The sequence below is a fragment of the Janthinobacterium sp. Mn2066 genome (assembly GCF_049319705.1).
Taxonomy (GTDB): Bacteria; Pseudomonadota; Gammaproteobacteria; order Burkholderiales; family Burkholderiaceae_D; genus Janthinobacterium.
In genome coordinates this window covers 47,936-66,018 of record NZ_JBMOUF010000021.1, presented here as the reverse complement: position 1 = coordinate 66,018, position 18,083 = coordinate 47,936, and the positions used below count along the sequence as shown (strand labels likewise).

Sequence of the window (18,083 nt, the reverse complement as noted above, 5' to 3'; positions counted from 1 at the left end):
TCTTGCCGCAAGGCACACAGCGATAACGCTGCAGATCGTTGGCGCGGCCGTGCCGGTGCAGATGCCGCGAGTGGCACACCGGGCAACATAGGCGTGCCTGGGCCGTGCGTTCGATCAGCGCGACAGCCGCTTGCTCGGGCAGCGTGCCGCTCAGCATTTCTACGCTGCCCAGGCGTTGGCGCCGAGACAATGCCACGAACTGCGCGATGAATGCCTGCCACTGCGCTTGCAACATGATGGCCTCCCTGTTTCGCTGGTCTGATCAGTCAGACCTCAGCTTTGCAGGCAGGTTCCCCTATTTAATGAGGACAGAGCCAAAAAAAAGGCCGGCATATGCCGGCCTTGAAGGGGTTAATACTGAAAAGTTTAACGCCGGAGAACTGGTAAAACTGTCCTACAAGCCCGCATGGCCTGTGCAATTGCAGCATGCGGGCAGAATCTGGTGCCGATCCTTGAGGCGACCGGCTGACCTGCTGGAAGATCGAACATGCCGCCCACTTCACGGCAGTGCGTCTCGACCACGCAAAAACATCATACCTGTATTCCTCAAAAAGCACCGTTCGCTAGCGCACACAAGAAACAAGTCCACCGCGGCCCGATACCGGTAAAGTTTTTCTTTCAGTGCCTGATAGCTAATCTGATTTGTGAGCAAGGGGAAATCGGAGAAAAATACAGCCATTGATGTAGCGAAACACGATCCGCTCATCTCCCTTTTCATCACTTATCAGGAAAAATCATGCATACATTTTCTTCCAAGGTTGCCATCGTCACCGGCGGCGGCTCCGGTATCGGCAAAGAAGTCGCCACACGCCTGGTGCAGATGGGCGCCCAGGTCGTCATCGGTGGACGTGACGCAGCCAAGCTGCAAGGCGCGGCGGCAGAAATCGACCCCAGCGGCAATAAGGTGCGCTACCACGCAGGCGACATCGCCCAGCCAGCCACGGCGGCGGCATTAGTCGCGCTGGCCACGCAAGCATTTGGCGGTGTCGATATCCTCGTCAACAACGCAGGCGTATTCCGTCCCAAGGCCTTCCTTGAAGTCGATGAAGCCGAATACGACTGGTTCCTCGATACCATCCTCAAGGGCAAGTTCTTCATGGCGCAAGCGGCCGCCAGGGCCATGCAGCAACGGGGCGGCGGCGCCATCGTGCAAACCGGTTCGCTGTGGGCCTTGCAAGCCATCGGCGCGACGCCTTCGGCCGCCTATTCGGCCGCCAATGCCGGCGTGCATGCCTTGACGCGCAACCTGGCCATCGAACTGGCGGCATCCAATGTCCGCATCAACACGGTTGCGCCTGGCGTGGTGGAAACACCGGTCTACAACACCTTCATGACCGATGAGCAGGTGAAAAACACCTTGCCGTCGTTCAATGCCTTCCACCCGCTGGGCCGCAATGGCCAGCCAGGCGACATCGCCGACGCCATCCTGTTCCTCGCTTCGCCCAACGCGTCGTGGATCACGGGCACCGTATTGCCGGTCGACGGCGGCGTGATGGCCGGCCGCCAGGCTTGACACTATTAACAGAAGGAGTTTCATCATGATGCAAGACTGGAATACTTACCGCGACAGCCTGCTGCAACGCGTGGGCGACGTGGCCAGACTGACGCCCGACGTGATGCGCGGCCTGATGGCCGTCGAAGGCGCGGCTGTGAAAAGCGGCAAGCTGGAACCGAAGATGCATGAACTGATCGCACTGGCCGTGGCCGTCACCACGCGCTGCGACGGCTGCATTGCCGTGCACACGAAAAAAGCCGTCGAACACGGCGCCAGCCTGGAGGAAATTGCCGAAGCACTCAGCGTGGCGATCGCGCTCAACGCGGGCGCCGCGCTGACCTATTCGGCCCGCGTGCTGGAAGCGCACGCCGCGCTGGCAGACAAGTAATGGATACCGGGAACATCTTGCTGATCCACGCAGACTATACGCGCCGCGCCACGGTCGTTCCCGGCCAGCATCGCTGGTCGGCCTCGCCGCAGGGCGGGGTCGAACGCATGATGCTGGACCGCTTCGGTGGCGAACAGGCGCGCGCCACCAGCCTCGTGCGCTATGCGCGCGGCGCTCACTTTCCAGCACACCAGCATCCGGGCGGCGAGGAAATCCTGGTGTTGTCCGGTACCTTCTCGGCCGATGGCCAGCACTATCGGGCTGGCAGTTATTTGCGCAATCCACCCGGCTCACGGCACCAGCCTTCGAGTAGCGATGGCGCCTTGATCTTCGTCAAGCTATGGCAAATGACGGCCGATGAACATACGGCGCTGCGCATCGATACGGGCGATCCAGCCTGCTGGCAACATCACGGCGATACCGATGTTTGCCGCCTGTTCAGGAACAAAAATGAACAGGTCAGCCTGCAGCGCCTGGCCGCAGGCGCGACGCTGGCACTGGACAACGCAGAACTGCTGGTACTCGATGGCGGCTTGCTGGAAGGTACGCAACACTATCCGCGCCATAGCTGGCTGCGCCTGCCACCTGGCAACACGTTCCTCCTGCGAGCCGGCGAGCACGGCGCCACCGTGTATCTGAAAACCGGCCACCTTGCTTACCTTGCCAACCTGGCGGCGCCATGCTGACGCCCCGCATCGTGATTATCGGCGGCGGCCTGGCCGGCTTGTATGCCGCATATCTGCTGGAGCAGCGCGGCGTGACTGACTATGTGCTGCTGGAAGCGCGTGAGCGCTTTGGCGGACGCATCGCCACCACACCGGAAGGCCATGACCTGGGCGCCACCTGGTTCTGGCCCGGATGGCAGACGCAATTGGGCCAGCTGATCGAGGAACTGGGCTTGCAGCATTTCGAACAATACACCAGCGGCGACATGCTGATCGAGCGCTCGCGCCACGCCGGGCCCGAGCGCCTGCGCAGTTATGCTTCAGCCCCTGCTTCCATGCGCCTGGCGCACGGCATGACAGCACTGAGCGATGCGCTGCAAGCGCACATTGCGCCGGAACGCAGGATCACCAGGCAGCATGTGCGGCAGGTTCGGCGCCTGGCCGGACATCTCGACATCGACACTGACGATGGACAAGGCAAACGGGCCTGTTACCACGCCAGCCATGTCTTGCTGGCCTTGCCGCCCCGGCTGGCCGCCGCCATCGCATACACCCCGGCGCTCCCCGTTTCCCTGGCAGACGCCTGGTCCGGCACGCCAACCTGGATGGCGCCGCACGCCAAATACGTGGCCGTCTATGAACGTGCTTTCTGGCGATCGCCAGGGCTATCGGGCCATGCACGCAGCGCCGCTGGTCCGCTGACGGAAATACACGACGCCAGCGGCGAGCATGACTCGCCTGCCCTGTTCGGCTTTCTCGGCATGCCAGCCGCGCAGCGGCAAAGTCTAGACCCGGAAGTATTACTGGCGCATTGCCGCGCTCAACTGATTCGTCTGTACGGCCCGCAAGCCGCTTACCCCGTATCCGAAACCATCAAGGATTGGGCCACCGACGAATACACAACAACCCCGGCAGACTTGCACGGAGGCGGCGAACACACCCATGCGCCCCCGGCACAGGCCAATCATGGCCCCTGGCAAGCTTGTATCACAGGAGTAGCTAGCGAATGGTCGCCCCAGTTTCCCGGCTACCTCGCTGGCGCCGTCGACGCCGCCCGGCGCGGCGTCGAGGCCTTATTTCAAACAAGGAAAATCACATCATGAACAACACTTACCGGGCCATGCAGATCAGCCAGCCAGGCGTTCTGGAACTGGTGCAGCGCGTCACTCCGACACCAGGCGCGGGCGAAGTCCTGATTGCGGTGGAAGCCTGTGGCATCTGCGGCGCGGATGCGGGCGCCATTGAAGGGGATGAAAAAGGCACGCAATTGCCCCGCGTGCCCGGCCATGAAGTGGTCGGGCGGATCGCCGCCATCGGCGCCGGCACGCCTGCCTGCTGGAAGGTGGGCCAGCGCGTGGGCGTCGGGCGGCTGGGCGGCCACTGCAATACATGCCTGCAATGCCAGCGGGGTCAGTTCCAGCTTTGCACGGACCAGCCGGCCATGGGCAGCACCTGCGATGGCGGGTATGCGGAAATGATGCTGGCCCGCAGCACGGGCCTGGTGAGCATTCCCGATGAACTCGATGCGGAACACGCGGCGCCCCTGCTATGCGCCGGCATCGCCACCTTTAATGCATTGAAGAAATCAGGCGCGCAGGCGGGTGACCTGGTGGCCATCCTCGGTATCGGCGGGCTGGGGCATCTGGCCGTGCAATATGCACGCAAGATGGGCTACCGGGTGGTCTCCGTGGGGAGGCGTGCAGAACTTGCCAGCGATGCGCCCGCACTGGGCGCGCACCGCCATATCGACAGCAGCCATGAAGACCCCGCCGCCGTGTTGCAAGCCATGGGCGGCGCGCAAGTGATTGTTTCTACCATCACCGACAGCGCCGCTACCTCGATGCTGCTGGCAGGACTGGCGCCGCAAGGCAGGCTGCTCGTGGTTGGAGTGGGCAAGCAAGCCTTGAGCATTGCGCCGGGCGCACTGGTGGGCGGCGAGCGCCTGGTACAGGGAACGATCACGGGCACGCCTTACGAGGCGGTCAGGACGCTGGACTTCAGCGTCCTGGCCGACATCCGCCCCCTGGTCGAAACCATGCCTTTGGCGCAGGCGAACGAGGCGTACCGGAAAATGCGCGCGGGCGACGTCCGTTACCGCATGGTACTGACGATGCAGTCTTAATGAGGTGGGTTCAGCATATCCTTGCTGATCCATTCGAGCACCGATGGCCCTGTCGGCTGCCAGCCCAGCAGCTTGCATGCGCGTTCGCCACGCACGCGGCTGTTGGAACCGAGGCCATACGAGGCCATTTCATAACCCCATTCGGCGATGGCTTCCGGCAGCGGCCAGTCCTGCGCCGGGCCCAGGTCCAGCGCCGTGGCAATCGCCGCCGTCATGTCGCGGAAAGCTGCTTCGCCCGATTCCACGAAATAAAAGGTGCCGGCCGGCGACTTTTCCAGCGCCAGCAGATACAGGCTGACCACGTCGTCGATATGCACGTTCGACCAGATATTGCGGCCTGGACCCACGTGGCGCACGATGCCGCTCTTGCGCGCCTGCTTGAGCAGACGCGGCAATTGCACGCTGTCGCGCGGCAAGGCGCCATGGCCGTAGATCAGGGTATTGCACAGCACGCTGGCGCGCACGCCCTGGGCAGCACTGGCCAAAATCAGGTCGTCGATGGCGACGCGGGCGGCCTTGTCGGCCGTCGGTGCGGGCAGCTTGTCCTCATAATAAATCTGTTCGGTGCCCTCGCCGCCCGAGGCGTCGCCCACGATGGAAGAGCCGCTGGTGTGCAGGTATACCTTGTTGCTGCCGGCCAGTGCTTCCAGGATAGCTTCGACACCGCCCCGGTGGTCGCTGCTGGCCGCATTGATGACGGCGTCGGCCGCGCGCGCCTGTTCGATGATCAGGTCGCGGTCATTCAAGGTGCCGAGCACGCCCTGCACGCCGATGGTGGCCAGTTCCGCCACTTGTTCCGGTTTGCGCACCAGGCCCGTCACCTGATGGCCGGCGCGCACCAGGCCCGCCGCGATGGAACTGCCGATAAAACCTGCCGCGCCTGTCAAAAATACTTTCATGCCTTGCTCCTCAGTTGGTTGCGATGATCAATCTCAGCAACCGAGTATGCGCTGTTTCCGCTTTCGCAAAAAGCGGTCGTGCGGCAAATGATTTATGATTTCGCAGCAACAATCTTCGCTTTGAGCTGCAAGGCGGCAATATAACGGCTCTGATGGGCCGGGTCTTGCGGCGTCAGCAGGCTCAAGCGGTCGCGGGCGCGCGTGGCGGCCACATAAAAACGGTTTTCTTCTTCCAGCGGATCGGTCTTGCTACGCGGGAATTCATCGATGGCCAGGTAGGGCAAGATCACATGGCTGTATTCCAGGCCCTTGATCTGGTCGATGCAGGCGATCACGATCTTCGCCTTGCCGCTGGTCACGGCGACGGCCTCTTCCATTTCCCCCAGCCAGGCGGCGAAGTCGCCCAGGGACGTCTGCGCTTCCGTGCAGACGGCGATAAAACCGTGCAGCGAGCGCGCCACCACCCGCGCCTGCGCCGGGTCGACATAGATGCGGCGGGCCGTCTGCTCCAGTTGCATCAAGCCAAAGATATGCTGCAAGGCAGCGCCCGCTGGCGCCTCGGCGGGCAATGCGCGCAAATAGTCGACAGCAGCCAGGGTCAGTGCAGCCTTATCCTGGTTGACGGACCTGGCCAGTTGATTGGTGAGAAAACCTTCCAGCAAGTCCGGGTAATTGGCTACGTCGGCCTTGGCTTGCTGCAACTGGCTGCGCGTAAACGGGATTTCCGCAAACGCCACCAGCGCTTCGAGGATTTCGCCACGGCGCGGGCCGCTCTTGATCGCGTGCAAATCCTTGCGGGCAATCGCCACCATGCCGCGCAGCATCAATACTTCCTGGCTGAGCAGATAGCTGTGCATGTCGAGCAAGTCATAGGCGATGCCGCTCTGGAACAGCGCCGTTTCCACGCGGATGGCCTGGTCGCGGTCGCGCAGCAGAATCGCCGTGGCGCCCGCATGTGCATGTTCCAGCGCGGCAATCAGTTGCGCACTGCACGCTTGCGGCTGACTATGTTCGTAATGCAGCACTTCGATTACGGTATTGCGCGTCAAGGCCGACACGCTGGCCTTGTTCTTCAGCGCGCCGACGGCCAACGCCAGTTGCGTGCCGTAGCGGTAGGATGCCGTCAGCGGCAGGCGCTGCAAGGTGGGGAATTCCTGCTCGAAACGCTGGCGCAAAAAGCGGTGGTCGGCGCCCGACCAGGTGTAGATTACTTGATCCTTGTCACCCGCACCGCAAAAGAAGGCGTTGCCACGGCGGATCAGCATGGTCAGCAGACGAAACGAGGCTTCATTCAAATCGTGCAATTCATCGGCCACGATGATCTGGAAGGCTGGCAATTGCTGGCGCAGCGGTTCATCGTCGGTCAGCAGGCGCACCAGGTCATAGGTCGCATCGAACGGGCCACGGAACTGGATATCACCCGTATCGGCGCCGCGCAAGCCTTCATATTCGCGGCTCCACAGATAATGCGTGCGCGACATGCCCAGCATTTCCAGGTTGTCATCGATGGAATTGCTTTCAAAGTCGGCGCCGTGCAAATCGAACCGCGCCTTGCTGCGCAGCTGCAACTTCAAAAATTCGGCGATGGCGGCATTGGTGGTATTGATTTCCAGCGGGTAACGGTCGGCATATTTTTCCGCCACCACTTCCAGTGCTTCCCAGGCCACCGGACGCAATTCCTCATCGCTGCGCATGGCGGCCACCTGCATGCCTTCCATCTGCAGCAGCACCTTGGCGGCAAACGCATCGAAGGTGTCGATGGCGAGCCGCTTGACGACGCCCAGCGGCACGCCCACTTCCAGCAGGCGCTGGCGCAAGGCCACGCGGGCTGCCTCCGTAAATACCAGCGCCAGCATGCGCTCGGGTGCGCGGCCCCGGTGCAGCGCTTCGGCCAGGCGCAGGGCCAGGGTCGTCGTCTTGGCGGCGCCGGCATTGGCGTCGATCAGCACGATTTTTTTCTGCGCCGTCTGGATGGCGACCTGTTCCGGCGTCGGCGTGATACGTTTGGGAATGAATTGCGGAGCGTTGTCCGCGGTGTTATTTATGCTCAAAAGAAATCCTGAAATGGGTGCCTGCTTGCTCTATTTACCAGGCGCAGGTGCGCAGGCCGGCAAACACGTCGCCGCGCTCGGGGCCGTGAAAAACGCGCATGCGCGGCGAGACCAGGCGTGGCGGCGTGACAAACGCCGCGCCGCGCAAGACCTGGCATTGCATGAAATACGGCGCCGAATAATCGCGCCAGGGGCCGGCAACAAAGCCAGGATACGGCTCGAACGGCGTCGCCGTCCATTCCCACACCTGGCCCCACTGGAACCGCGGGTGGCCTGACAGCGCAGCATACTCCCATTCGGCCTCGGTCGCCAGGCGGCGCCCGGCCCACGCGCAATACGCTTGCGCTTCGTACAGATTGATATGGCGCACGGCTTCCTGCAAGGGCAAGGTGACGGGCTGGCCAAAGCGCACTGTGCGCCATTGCATGCCGTCGCGCAACCAGTACAAGGGCGACGAACGCTCCTGCTGCATCAGCCAGGCGCTGCCGGCCGCGCTCCAGAACTGGCGGTTCTGGTAGCCGCCATCGAGCACGAATTCGGCGAACTGGGCATTCGACACGGGCACGGCGTCGATGGTAAATGGCGGTACATAACAGCTGTAGGGCGGAGATTCATTATCAAACGCGAAACCGGCATCGCGGCTGGATCCCAGCGCGATGCTGCCGCCAGGAAAGGCGATCTCGTTCGCCGATACGGGCAACGATGGACTGGCAGGCAGGGTGTGCGGGGCCGGCAATTCCAGCCGCTGCAAGCCGGCCAGCATGGCCTCGCCGCACAGGTCTTCATGGGCCAGCGCCAGCCGGTACGGATACAGGGCGCTGTCGAGATTGGCTTCGCGCGACAGTTTGTCGAGCACCCGGTCCAGCACTTCATGGCAATAGGTTTTGACGGCGCCCGGACTGGGCAAGTCCAGGCTCCAGCGCGCGCGGTGGGTCACCAGATTGGCGTCGAACAAGTCGTCGCCGCGCGTCAGCAAGGAATTATAGAGGGCGTCTGCCGGATGGCTCGATGCAGCTTCACGCAAGATGAACCACTCGGCAAACCAGGCGATATTGCCTAGCTGCCACAATGGCGGATTCAGATGCGGGAGTTGCGGTACGCGGCTGGCCAGCTCGTAGCCGGCCGCCGCGTAGCAGTCGAACAGCGCCATGGTTTTCTGGCGCGCCGCCAGCAGCGATTGCGCCAGTTGCTGCGCACCCGCGTGGCGGAAATTGGTATTGATCAGGGTCATGGTCCGATTGTAACGACTTTTGCAAGCATTGCACCAGCCAGCCGCAAAAGCGATCACCGGACCGGGTGATCTATTTCACCAGCAATTCAGCATGGTGCACCGGTGAAATCACCGACTTCGGCATGCTGACGATAAAGCTGCTGCCCTTGTCCGCCACGGACTGGATCGCCAGGGTGCCGCCATGGCGCAGCAATACGTGCTTGACGATCGCCAGGCCCAGGCCCGTGCCTTGCGTTTCACGCGAACGGCTCTTGTCGACGCGGTAAAAACGTTCCGTCAGGCGCGAAATATGCTCGGGGCTGATGCCGATGCCCGTATCCTGGGCAATGAATTGCGGGCCGGCCGGGCCATCTTGCCAGCGCAGGCTGATGCTGCCGCCAGCCGGCGTGTAGCGCACGGCGTTCGAGGCCAGGTTGCCGAACGCGCTGTAGAGCTCGTCGTAACTGCCCAGCACGTCAGGGCCATTGCACTCCATCTTGACGTCGTGCTTGCCGGCCGACAACGCCTTGGCGTCGCGCAAGACCTGCGCCATCAGCTTGCGCACATCGACCGGCTCGGGGCGCAGCGGATAATCGACCGATTCCAGGCGCGACAGGGTCAGCATGTCTTCGATCAGGTGCTGCATGCGGTGGCCCTGCTCCGTCATCAGCTTGATGTGGGCGGCGCGCGTGGCGGCGTCCAGGTCCAGCTCGGTGGACGCGATTTCCAGGAAACCGACAATCACCGTCAGCGGCGTGCGCAATTCGTGCGAAGCGTTGGCGATGAAGTCGCGCCGCATCATTTCGATGCGCTCCGTTTCCGTCACGTCGTGCGTCACCAAAATCTGGCGGCGGTTCTCGAATGGAATGATTTGCACGATCAGCTTGCGGTTGCGGAAAGTGATCGTCAGCGGCTGGTCGTAGCGGCCCAGGATGATGTAATCCATGAACTCGGGGCTGCGGATCAGGTTGGTCACGCGCATGCCCTTGTCGCGTTCATGCGTGAGGCCCAGGTGCTTTTCAGCGGCCGGGTTGCACCATTCCAGGAACAGCACGTCATCCATGATGACGACGCCATCGGGCAGCAGATGCATGGCCTGGCGGAAACGTGCCAGCCATTCGGTCAGTTCGGCCTGGTTTTTTTCATCGTCGCGGCGCATGCGGTACAGGCGCGCAAAAATGCTGGTCCAGGCGCCCCAGCCGTCGGGCAGCTTGGCGCTGTGCGGATTGTCGAGCCAGTTACTGAGCTGGAACAGGTAAGACAGCTGCACGAACACCATCATGGCCATCAGCACGAAGGCGATGCCCAGTGCATACGTGGCGCCAAACAGATACCACACCACGGCCACGCCCAGCAGGGACAATACCATGCGCAAGGCGGCCGGCACCCAGAACAGCAATTTCGGATTCATAAGGAACAGGCTTTATAAACAGGCTTTATTTTTCAGACAACATGTAGCCAACGCTGCGCACCGTCTTGATCAGGCTTTCAGCCTCCTTCAAGGCTTTGCGCAAGCGCAACACGTGGACATCGACCGTGCGTTCCTCGATCACCACATGGTCGCCCCACACCTTGTCGAGCAGCTGGCTGCGCGAAAACACGCGCTCGGGATGGGCCAGCAAGAACTTCAACAGTTTATACTCGGCATGACCAATATCGATTTTCTGTTCATCCATCGTCACCGTGCAGCTGACCGGATCGAGCGCCACATTGCCGGCGCGCATGGGCGCCTGCGCATGCTCCGGACTCTTGCGGCGCAACAGCGCCTTGGCGCGCGCCAGCAGTTCGCGCGGCGAGAATGGCTTGGTGACGTAGTCGTCGGCCCCGCTGTTCAGGCCGGCGAGCTTGTCTTCTTCCATGCTCTTGGCGGTGAGCATGATGACGGGAATCGCCGCAAAGTTGCGGTCGGCGCGGATGCGCGACAGCAAACGCAGGCCCGTCTGATCCGGCAGCATCCAGTCCAGCAGGATCAGATGCGGCGTGCGATGCTGGATGAAATCCCAGGCGTCGGCAACGTTTTGTACAGAACAGCAATTCCAGCCAGATTCGCGCAATGAATACGTCACCAGTTCAACGATGGCCGGTTCATCTTCAACAATCAATACCGTGGTTTTATCAGATGCCATAAAGCTTACTCAGGGAGCTCCTCGGAAACATCAGGACCAGCCACCTTGGTATGGCGGATATCCTTGCCCTCGACCACATAAATCACGTATTCGGCGATGTTTTTCGCGTGGTCGCCGATCCGTTCGATGGCCTTGGCCACCCACAGGGTATCGAGCGCGGCCGAAATCGTGCGCGGGTCTTCCATCATGAAGGTAATCAGGTTGCGCATGATGGTCTTGAATTCATGGTCGATCACGGCGTCTTGCGCGATCAATTGCAGTGCTTGCTTGCCATCGTTGCGCGCGAAGCAGTCGAGCGCATCGTGCAGCATGTCGCTGGCCGTGTTGGCGATGCCGCGCACCATTTCATAATGGTTGACGACGCCGTTGCCGCGCTTGTGCAGGTTCTTCGCCACGCGGGCGATCTTGGTGGCCTCGTCGCCTACGCGCTCGAGGTCGGTAATCACCTTGATGGTGGCCATGATGGTGCGCAAGTCGTTGGCGGCCGGCTGGCGGCGCACGATCAAATGGCTGCAAGCGTCGTCGAGCGACACTTCGAGCTGGTTGACCACATCGTCCTCGCGCATCACGCGGTCGGCGCGCTCGGAATTGCCGATGCGGAAGCACGTCATCGCATCGAGGAACTGGGTTTCAACGATGCCGCCCATGAGCAGGACCTTCGAGCGGATCGCTTCGAGTTCGTTGTCGTATTGCTTGGATGAATGTTCGCCTATCATGCTGTCTCTCCGTATTCAGTTGTCTGGTGGTGCTGCAGGGCTGGATCAGCCGAAACGGCCGGTAATGTAGTCCTGGGTTTCCTTGCGGGCCGGATTCATGAAAATCTGGTCCGTTTCGCCGAATTCCACCAGTTCGCCCAAATACATGTATGCCGTGTAGTCCGAGCAACGGGCCGCCTGCTGCATGTTATGCGTCACGATGGCGATCGTGTAATCCTGTTTCAGTTCGCTGATCAGCTCTTCCACTTTCGAGGTCGAGATCGGGTCCAGCGCCGAGGTCGGCTCGTCGAGCAGCAGCACGTCCGGTTTCACGGCCACGCCGCGCGCGATGCACAAGCGCTGTTGCTGGCCGCCCGACAGCGACAGGCCGCTCTTGCTCAGCTTATCCTTGACTTCGCCCCACAGCGCCGCCTTTTTCAAGGCCCATTCCACGCGCTCGTCCATCTCGCCCTTCGACAGGTCTTCATACAGGCGCACGCCGAACGCGATATTGTCGTAGACCGACATCGGGAACGGGGTCGGCTTCTGGAACACCATGCCGACCTTGGCGCGCAGCATGTTGACGTCCTGGTCGGCGTCGAGCACGTTGCGGCCGCGATACATGATCGAGCCTTCCGCGCGCTGGCCCGGATACAGGTCATACATGCGGTTCAGGGTGCGCAGCAGGGTTGACTTGCCGCAACCGGATGGGCCGATGAACGCCGTGACTTTTTTCTCGTGGATATCGAGGTTGACGTTGTGCAGGCTCTGGGTCTTGCCATAAAAAAAGTTCAAGCCCGAGATCTCGATGGTTTTTTTCTTTGGTGCCAAGTCGGGGCTGGTATGGATTTGGGTATTCATAGGTTCGCTTCGCTTTAGTGAGCTGGTATGAGCTGGTTTGCGCTTATTTGAATTAGTTAGGGACTTTTTGGCTGAACATGGTACGCGACAGGATGTTCAGGGCCAGCACGCTGAAAGTGATCAGCAGAGCGCCACCCCAGGCCAGCGAACGCCAGTTGTCGTACGGGCTCAGCGCGAACGAAGAAATGACGGACGGCAAGTTGGCCAATGGCGCGTTCATGTTAAAGCTTTGGAACTGGTTATTCAATGCGGTGAACAGCAGCGGCGCCGTTTCGCCGGCGATACGGGCCAGGGCCAGCAGCACGCCCGTGATCACGCCGGCCTTGACGGCGCGCAAACGCACCAGGGTCGCCACCTTCCAGCGCGGCGCGCCGAGGGCAAACGCGGCTTCCAGCAGACTGTTCGGCACCAGGCGCAGCATATTGTCCGTGGTGCGCACCACCACCGGCACGGCGATCAGCGACAGCGCGATCGAACCGGCATAACCGGAGAAATGCTTGACGTGCGCCACGTACAGGGCGTAGACGAACAGGCCGATCACGATCGATGGCGCCGACAGCATGATGTCGGTCACAAAACGCGTGACTTGCGCCAGCTTGTTCTCTTCGCCGTATTCGGCCAGGTAGACACCAGCCAGCACGCCGATCGGGGTGCTGACCAGGGTCGCCAGGCCCACCATCATGGTGCTGCCGACGATCGCATTGATCAGACCGCCACCGTCGCTACCCGGCGCCGGCGTGGTTTGCGTGAACATGTCGACCGAGACGGCGCCGAAACCCTTGACGATCAGGGTGAACAGGATCCAGGCCAGCACGGCCAGCCCCAGGGTCATGGCGGCCACCGACAGCGCAATACCGATGCGGTGCATCAGCAAACGCTTGCGGTAGACAGGATTCATGGCCGGCGTGGCCGGTGCGTTCATGGCGGAGACTTGGCTCATTTCGTGCCTTCCTTGCGAGACATGCCAGCCAGCATCAGCTTGGCGGCGGATAAAACGATGAGGGTGATGACAAACAGGATCAGCGCCAGCGAGAACAGCGACGACACGTGCAGCGCCGATTGCGCTTCGCCGAATTCATTGGCCAGCAAGGAGGTGATGCTGTTACCTGGCGCAAACAACGACCACGACAGCTTGTTGGTGTTACCGATCACGAAGGTCACGGCCATGGTTTCGCCCAGCGCGCGGCCCAGGCCCAGCATGACGCCGCCGACCACGCCGGTCTTGGTGTAAGGCAATACGATCTTGCGCACCACTTCCCAGCGCGTGCAGCCCAGGCCGTAAGCGGATTCTTTCAGTACGGCCGGGACGATTTCAAACACGTCGCGCATCACCGAAGCGATGAAAGGGATGATCATGATGGCCAGCACCAGGCCGGCCGTCAGGATGCCGATGCCCATCATCGGGCCGCTGAACAGCTGGCCGATGACAGGCAGCTTGCCCAGGGTGCTTTTCAGCACAGGCTGGACGTAATCGGCAAACAGGGGCGCGAACACGAACAGGCCCCAGATACCGTAGATGATGCTAGGCACGCCGGCCAGCAGCTCGACAGCCGTACCCAGCGGGCGGCGCAGCCAGGCCGGGCAGATTTCGGTCAGGAACAGGGCGATGCCGAAGCTGACCGGAAACGCGATCAGCAGGGCAATCACGGAGGTGATCAGGGTGCCGACGATGGGAATCAGTGCACCGAACTGGTCATTGACGGGATCCCACTCGGCCGAAAAGATAAACCCCATGCCAAAGGTCTTGAAGGTCGGCACCGATTCCATGATCAGCGAAATGATGATGCCCACCAGCACCAGCAGCACCGACATGGCGAACAGCATCGTCACCTTGTGGAACAGGAAATCCTGGATACGCTGCTTGCGCATGGTGGAAAGCATCTGCGCGTGACTGATGGAGTCGGTCATGGTGCCGCCGGGCATGGGGATCGTGGAGGAAGTGGATTGTGCGCTCATATTCTGCCATGTGTGGTGATACTGCCGGTATTGCGATTTTTACTACTGTTTTTCATTGCTGCTTTTTCATGTTGCTCTTGTTCGTTTAGCCGGGAGCGCCTGCAAGTTGTTGCGGGCGGTCCTGGCTAACTCCCTGCCCTGCTGCCGGGTTGCTGGCGCAGGGCAAGGATGATCACTCTACTCAGCGTATCGGATTAGTAGATTGCCTTACCGGAAGCATCTTTCAGGTTGGCTTTCCACGAGTCTTGCACCAGTTTCACAACCGATGCTGGCAGTGGAACGTAGTCCAGGTCAGCAGCAGCAGCGCCACCGTTTTTGAAGGCCCAGTCGAAGAACTTCAGGACTTCTTTGCCTTTGGCGGCGTCAGCTTGCGCTTTGTGCATCAAGATGAACGATGCGCCAGTGATAGGCCAGCTACCTTTACCAGCCTGGTCGGTCAGCACCACGCCGAAACCTGGCGTTTTGCTCCATTCAGCGCTGGCAGCAGCGGCTTTGAAAGCGTCGTCGCTAGGCTGCAGGAAGGTGCCTTCCTTGTTTTGCAGCTGGGTGTGGGTCATCTTGTTTTTCTTGGCGTAAGCCCACTCAACATAACCGATCGAACCCTTGATGCGCTGTACGTTGGCAGCAACGCCTTCGTTGCCTTTACCGCCGACGCCGACGATCCATTTCACCGCCGTGCCAGCGCCGATTTTCGATTTGAATTCAGCGTCGGTTTTCGACAGGAAGTCGGTGAACAGGAACGAGGTACCCGAACCGTCAGCGCGGTGCACCACGGTGATGTCTGCGTCTGGCAGCTTCACGCCGGCGTTCAGGGCAACGATTTCAGGCGCATTCCACTTGGTGATCTTGCCCAGGTAGATGTCGCCGACGACTTTGCCGGTCATTTTCAGTTGACCAGGAGCGACACCGTCCAGGTTGACAATGGTCACCACGCCGCCCATGATGGCCGGGAATTGGGTCAGGCCCGATTCATCGAGTTCTTCTGCCTTCAAAGGCATGTCCGACGCGCCGAATTCAACGGTCTTTGCCTTGATTTGCTTGATGCCAGCGCCGGAACCGACGGATTGGTAGTTCAGGCCGTTGCCGGTAGCGGCTTTGTAGGATTCAGCCCATTTGGCGTAGATTGGGTACGGGAAGGTTGCACCAGCACCTGTCATATCTGCCGCCATGACGGAAGCGGAAGAAAATGCCATCGCTGCCGAAGCACCCACGACGATAAATTTGAACATTTGCTTCATTTGCATATCAAGTCCTCAGGGTTGTTAGGGCGGAAAGCCCCGGTTGAATGCTGCGCAGTCTAGCAAGCGAATATGACAGCTTTATGACATGGCTGAAATTTCTTGAAATATTTGCCTACGCCCCGGAAACAGCCCTTTTTCAGGGCCATCATGACAAGAAATCTCACCAATTATTACAAGCAATGTCATGTAGGTGTCACATTACATCATTACACTTATTGCGCGTCACACAAGTGGAAATATCGCTAGAATTAACTATCTGCAAAGACAAAAGAATATGAAACCTGACCTGCACACGGAAGTGACCAAATCGGGCATCCTGCTTGACCGCGAGTTGTCGCAATTGACTTTTAATAAACGCGTGATGGCGCAGGCGGAAGATTCCAGCATCCCCCTGCTTGAACGGCTGCGCTACCTGTGCATCGTCAGCAGTAACATGGATGAGTTCTTTGAAGTGCGCGTGGCCAGCCTGCTGGCGGCCGGCAGCATCGGTGGCTCGCTGGCCGGCCACCCTGCCCTGATCGCCAACCTGGAACGCATCGGCAAGGAATGCCATGCGCTGGTCGAACGCCAATACGAGATATTAAATAGCGACGTCCTGCCGGCGCTGCGCGAAGCGGGCGTGCACTTGCTGCGCGATAATGACCGCAACGATGCGCAGCGCGCCTGGGTCAAGGAATATTTCGACCGCGAGGTGCGCCCGCTGCTGACGCCGATCGGCCTCGACCCGGCCCACCCATTTCCACAGGTCGTCAACAAGAGTCTCAATTTCATCGTCTCGCTGAGCGGCAAGGATGCGTTTGGCCGCGGCACGGCGATCGCCATCGTCAAGGCGCCGCGCGTGCTGCCAAGGGTAATTAAACTGCCGGACGACATCTCCGGCGACGGCGTCTCGTTCTGCCTGCTGTCGTCCATCATCCACGCGCATATTTCCGATTTGTTCGCCGGCCGCGAAGTAATTGCCTATTCGCAGTTCCGCGTCACGCGCGACAGCGACCTGTGGGTCGATGAAGATGAGGTCAAGAACTTGCGCCAGGCCCTGAAAGGCGAGCTGGTCGGCCGCCAGTTCGGTACTTCGGTGCGCCTGGAAGTGGCGCGCAACTGTCCGCCAGAACTGTCGCAATTCCTGCTCGACCAGTTCAGCCTGGACCAGAGCCGCCTGTACCGCGTGAACGGACCCGTCAACCTGGTGCGCCTGGCGGAAATGATCGACCACGTGAAGCAGCCTTCGCTGCGCTTTCCGCCCTTCTTCCCGGGCCTGGCGCACAAGGCCGTCGGCAACGATATCTTTGCCACGCTCAACAAGCACGACATCCTGCTGCACCATCCTTACCAGTCGTTCCAGACGGTCATCGATTTCATCCGCAGCGCCGCCTACGATCCGGCCGTGGTGGCCATCAAGCAAACCATCTACCGTACCGGCATGAACTCGGACTTGATGGAGTCCCTGATCACGGCCGCCAAGCTGGGCAAGGAAGTCACCGTCATCGTGGAATTGATGGCGCGCTTCGACGAAGAAGCCAATATCAACTGGGCCGACAAGCTGGAGCAGGCTGGCGCGCAAGTGGTGTACGGCGTGGTCGGCTTGAAAACCCATGCCAAGGTAGCGCTCGTCATCCGCCGCGAAGAAGGCGCACTGCGCTTTTATGCGCACTTGGGTACCGGCAACTATCACCCGACCACCACCAAGCTGTACACGGACTTTGGCCTGTTGACGGCCAAGCAGGACCTGGCGGTGGAAGTGAACGAAGTCTTCATCCACCTGACCAGCCTGACCAAGCCGCATAACCTGAGCTTGCTGTGGCTGGCGCCGTTCGGCCTGCAAAGCGAGATCATCAAGGCTATCCGCAACGAAGCCAAGATCGCCCGTTCGGGCCGGCGCGGCCGCATCATCGTCAAGATCAATGCGCTGGTCGACGAATCGGTGATCCGTGCCCTGTATGCGGCGTCCAGCGATGGCGTGAAGATCGACCTGATCGTGCGCGGCGCCTGCACCCTGAAGCCGGGCGTGCCGGGCTTGTCGGAAAACATCAAGGTGCGCTCCGTGATCGGCCGTTTCCTGGAACACAGCCGCATCTATTACTTCCGCAACGACCTGGCGCACGATGTGTACCTGGCCAGCGCCGACTGGATGAGCCGCAACCTGTTCCGCCGCGTGGAAGTGGCCTTCCCGGTGCAGGACCGCGCCTTGAAACGGCGCGTGATCGCCGAAGGCCTAAACCCGTATTTGAAGGATAATACGAATGCGTGGGAACTGGAACCGAGTGGCCAGTACGTGCGCCGCAAGCCACGCGCCAAGCAAACCCTGTTCAGCGCCCAGCAATACCTGATGCAAACACTGGGCACGCCGGGCGCGGAGGTGGGAGAATAGAGCGCG

17 protein-coding genes are annotated in these 18,083 nt (G+C 60.8%); 6 read left to right on the top strand and 11 right to left on the bottom strand.

Annotation, left to right across the window (positions count from 1 at the left end; translation table 11 throughout):
- Window positions 1–235 (bottom strand): IS1/IS1595 family N-terminal zinc-binding domain-containing protein (locus tag ACL9RI_RS27335; protein WP_422729592.1); only part of this gene is annotated, 235 nt, incomplete at its 3' end.
- 501 nt (window positions 236–736) lie between these two features.
- Here ACL9RI_RS27335 and ACL9RI_RS27330 point away from each other — a divergent pair.
- From ACL9RI_RS27330 to ACL9RI_RS27310, 5 genes are read left to right on the top strand one after another with little or no spacing between them, the layout of a single operon-like run.
- Window positions 737–1,513: an SDR family NAD(P)-dependent oxidoreductase gene (locus ACL9RI_RS27330; protein ID WP_422729591.1), complete on the top strand. Its 777-nt coding sequence runs from the start codon at window positions 737–739 to the stop codon at window positions 1,511–1,513.
- Between the two features lie 25 nt (window positions 1,514–1,538).
- Window positions 1,539–1,883 (top strand): carboxymuconolactone decarboxylase family protein, encoded by a 345-nt coding sequence (locus ACL9RI_RS27325; RefSeq protein ID WP_422729590.1) that lies wholly within the window; start codon window positions 1,539–1,541, stop codon window positions 1,881–1,883.
- A 17-nt stretch (window positions 1,884–1,900) separates the two neighbouring features.
- A complete protein-coding gene (locus tag ACL9RI_RS27320) occupies window positions 1,901–2,569 on the top strand; it encodes a cupin domain-containing protein (protein ID WP_422729596.1) in 669 nt (222 codons plus the stop codon).
- Window positions 2,563–3,651 (top strand): flavin monoamine oxidase family protein, encoded by a 1,089-nt coding sequence (locus tag ACL9RI_RS27315; protein ID WP_422729589.1) that lies wholly within the window; start codon window positions 2,563–2,565, stop codon window positions 3,649–3,651. Before ACL9RI_RS27320 ends, ACL9RI_RS27315 begins: the two co-directional genes overlap by 7 nt.
- Window positions 3,648–4,670 carry an alcohol dehydrogenase catalytic domain-containing protein gene (locus tag ACL9RI_RS27310; protein ID WP_422729588.1) on the top strand — a complete coding sequence of 341 codons (1,023 nt, stop codon included), beginning with the start codon at window positions 3,648–3,650 and terminating at the stop codon, window positions 4,668–4,670. The genes ACL9RI_RS27315 and ACL9RI_RS27310 overlap by 4 nt, the downstream gene beginning before the upstream one ends.
- Here ACL9RI_RS27310 and ACL9RI_RS27305 read toward each other — a convergent pair.
- From ACL9RI_RS27305 to pstS, 10 genes are all read right to left on the bottom strand, one after another.
- Window positions 4,667–5,569, bottom strand: coding sequence for an NAD-dependent epimerase/dehydratase family protein (locus ACL9RI_RS27305; RefSeq protein ID WP_422729587.1), 903 nt, complete (start codon window positions 5,567–5,569; stop codon window positions 4,667–4,669). The two genes, ACL9RI_RS27310 and ACL9RI_RS27305, sit on opposite strands and share 4 nt — an antisense overlap.
- Before the next feature lie 92 nt (window positions 5,570–5,661).
- Window positions 5,662–7,620 (bottom strand): UvrD-helicase domain-containing protein, encoded by a 1,959-nt coding sequence (locus ACL9RI_RS27300; protein WP_422729586.1) that lies wholly within the window; start codon window positions 7,618–7,620, stop codon window positions 5,662–5,664.
- Window positions 7,621–7,654: 34 nt separating this feature from the next.
- Window positions 7,655–8,851: a selenoneine synthase SenA gene (gene senA, locus ACL9RI_RS27295; RefSeq protein ID WP_422729585.1), complete on the bottom strand. Its 1,197-nt coding sequence runs from the start codon at window positions 8,849–8,851 to the stop codon at window positions 7,655–7,657.
- Between the two features lie 70 nt (window positions 8,852–8,921).
- Window positions 8,922–10,241 (bottom strand): phosphate regulon sensor histidine kinase PhoR, encoded by a 1,320-nt coding sequence (gene phoR / locus ACL9RI_RS27290; RefSeq protein WP_422729584.1) that lies wholly within the window; start codon window positions 10,239–10,241, stop codon window positions 8,922–8,924.
- Between the two features lie 25 nt (window positions 10,242–10,266).
- Window positions 10,267–10,956: a response regulator gene (locus ACL9RI_RS27285; RefSeq protein WP_183677053.1), complete on the bottom strand. Its 690-nt coding sequence runs from the start codon at window positions 10,954–10,956 to the stop codon at window positions 10,267–10,269.
- 5 nt (window positions 10,957–10,961) lie between these two features.
- Window positions 10,962–11,672: a phosphate signaling complex protein PhoU gene (gene phoU, locus ACL9RI_RS27280; RefSeq protein WP_422729583.1), complete on the bottom strand. Its 711-nt coding sequence runs from the start codon at window positions 11,670–11,672 to the stop codon at window positions 10,962–10,964.
- Window positions 11,673–11,717: 45 nt separating this feature from the next.
- Window positions 11,718–12,512, bottom strand: a complete 795-nt coding sequence (gene pstB / locus ACL9RI_RS27275) for a phosphate ABC transporter ATP-binding protein PstB (protein WP_422729582.1) — start codon at window positions 12,510–12,512, stop codon at window positions 11,718–11,720.
- Between the two features lie 52 nt (window positions 12,513–12,564).
- Window positions 12,565–13,452 (bottom strand): phosphate ABC transporter permease PstA, encoded by an 888-nt coding sequence (gene pstA / locus ACL9RI_RS27270; RefSeq protein ID WP_422729581.1) that lies wholly within the window; start codon window positions 13,450–13,452, stop codon window positions 12,565–12,567.
- Window positions 13,449–14,420: a phosphate ABC transporter permease subunit PstC gene (gene pstC / locus ACL9RI_RS27265; RefSeq protein ID WP_422729595.1), complete on the bottom strand. Its 972-nt coding sequence runs from the start codon at window positions 14,418–14,420 to the stop codon at window positions 13,449–13,451. The genes pstA and pstC overlap by 4 nt, the downstream gene beginning before the upstream one ends.
- A 242-nt stretch (window positions 14,421–14,662) precedes the next feature.
- Window positions 14,663–15,712 (bottom strand): phosphate ABC transporter substrate-binding protein PstS, encoded by a 1,050-nt coding sequence (gene pstS / locus ACL9RI_RS27260; RefSeq protein WP_422729580.1) that lies wholly within the window; start codon window positions 15,710–15,712, stop codon window positions 14,663–14,665.
- Between the two features lie 271 nt (window positions 15,713–15,983).
- Between pstS and ppk1 the strand changes: the two genes are divergently transcribed.
- Complete coding sequence (gene ppk1 / locus ACL9RI_RS27255) at window positions 15,984–18,077, top strand: polyphosphate kinase 1 (protein ID WP_422729579.1); 2,094 nt, start codon at window positions 15,984–15,986, stop codon at window positions 18,075–18,077.
- The last annotated feature ends 6 nt before the right edge of the window (window positions 18,078–18,083 follow it).

Excerpts from the sequence above, each read along its gene's own strand:
- ACL9RI_RS27330 (WP_422729591.1), top strand. The coding sequence starts at position 737 with ATGCATACATTTTCTTCCAAGGTTGCCATCGTCACCGGCGGCGGCTCC.
- ACL9RI_RS27325 (WP_422729590.1), top strand. The coding sequence starts at position 1,539 with ATGATGCAAGACTGGAATACTTACCGCGACAGCCTGCTGCAACGCGTG.
- ACL9RI_RS27315 (WP_422729589.1), top strand. The coding sequence starts at position 2,563 with ATGCTGACGCCCCGCATCGTGATTATCGGCGGCGGCCTGGCCGGCTTG.
- ACL9RI_RS27310 (WP_422729588.1), top strand. The coding sequence starts at position 3,648 with ATGAACAACACTTACCGGGCCATGCAGATCAGCCAGCCAGGCGTTCTG.
- ACL9RI_RS27305 (WP_422729587.1), bottom strand. The coding sequence starts at position 5,569 with ATGAAAGTATTTTTGACAGGCGCGGCAGGTTTTATCGGCAGTTCCATC.
- senA (WP_422729585.1), bottom strand. The coding sequence starts at position 8,851 with ATGACCCTGATCAATACCAATTTCCGCCACGCGGGTGCGCAGCAACTG.
- phoR (WP_422729584.1), bottom strand. The coding sequence starts at position 10,241 with ATGAATCCGAAATTGCTGTTCTGGGTGCCGGCCGCCTTGCGCATGGTA.
- ACL9RI_RS27285 (WP_183677053.1), bottom strand. The coding sequence starts at position 10,956 with ATGGCATCTGATAAAACCACGGTATTGATTGTTGAAGATGAACCGGCC.
- phoU (WP_422729583.1), bottom strand. The coding sequence starts at position 11,672 with ATGATAGGCGAACATTCATCCAAGCAATACGACAACGAACTCGAAGCG.
- pstB (WP_422729582.1), bottom strand. The coding sequence starts at position 12,512 with ATGAATACCCAAATCCATACCAGCCCCGACTTGGCACCAAAGAAAAAA.
- pstA (WP_422729581.1), bottom strand. The coding sequence starts at position 13,452 with ATGAGCCAAGTCTCCGCCATGAACGCACCGGCCACGCCGGCCATGAAT.
- pstC (WP_422729595.1), bottom strand. The coding sequence starts at position 14,420 with ATGACCGACTCCATCAGTCACGCGCAGATGCTTTCCACCATGCGCAAG.
- pstS (WP_422729580.1), bottom strand. The coding sequence starts at position 15,712 with ATGCAAATGAAGCAAATGTTCAAATTTATCGTCGTGGGTGCTTCGGCA.
- ppk1 (WP_422729579.1), top strand. The coding sequence starts at position 15,984 with ATGAAACCTGACCTGCACACGGAAGTGACCAAATCGGGCATCCTGCTT.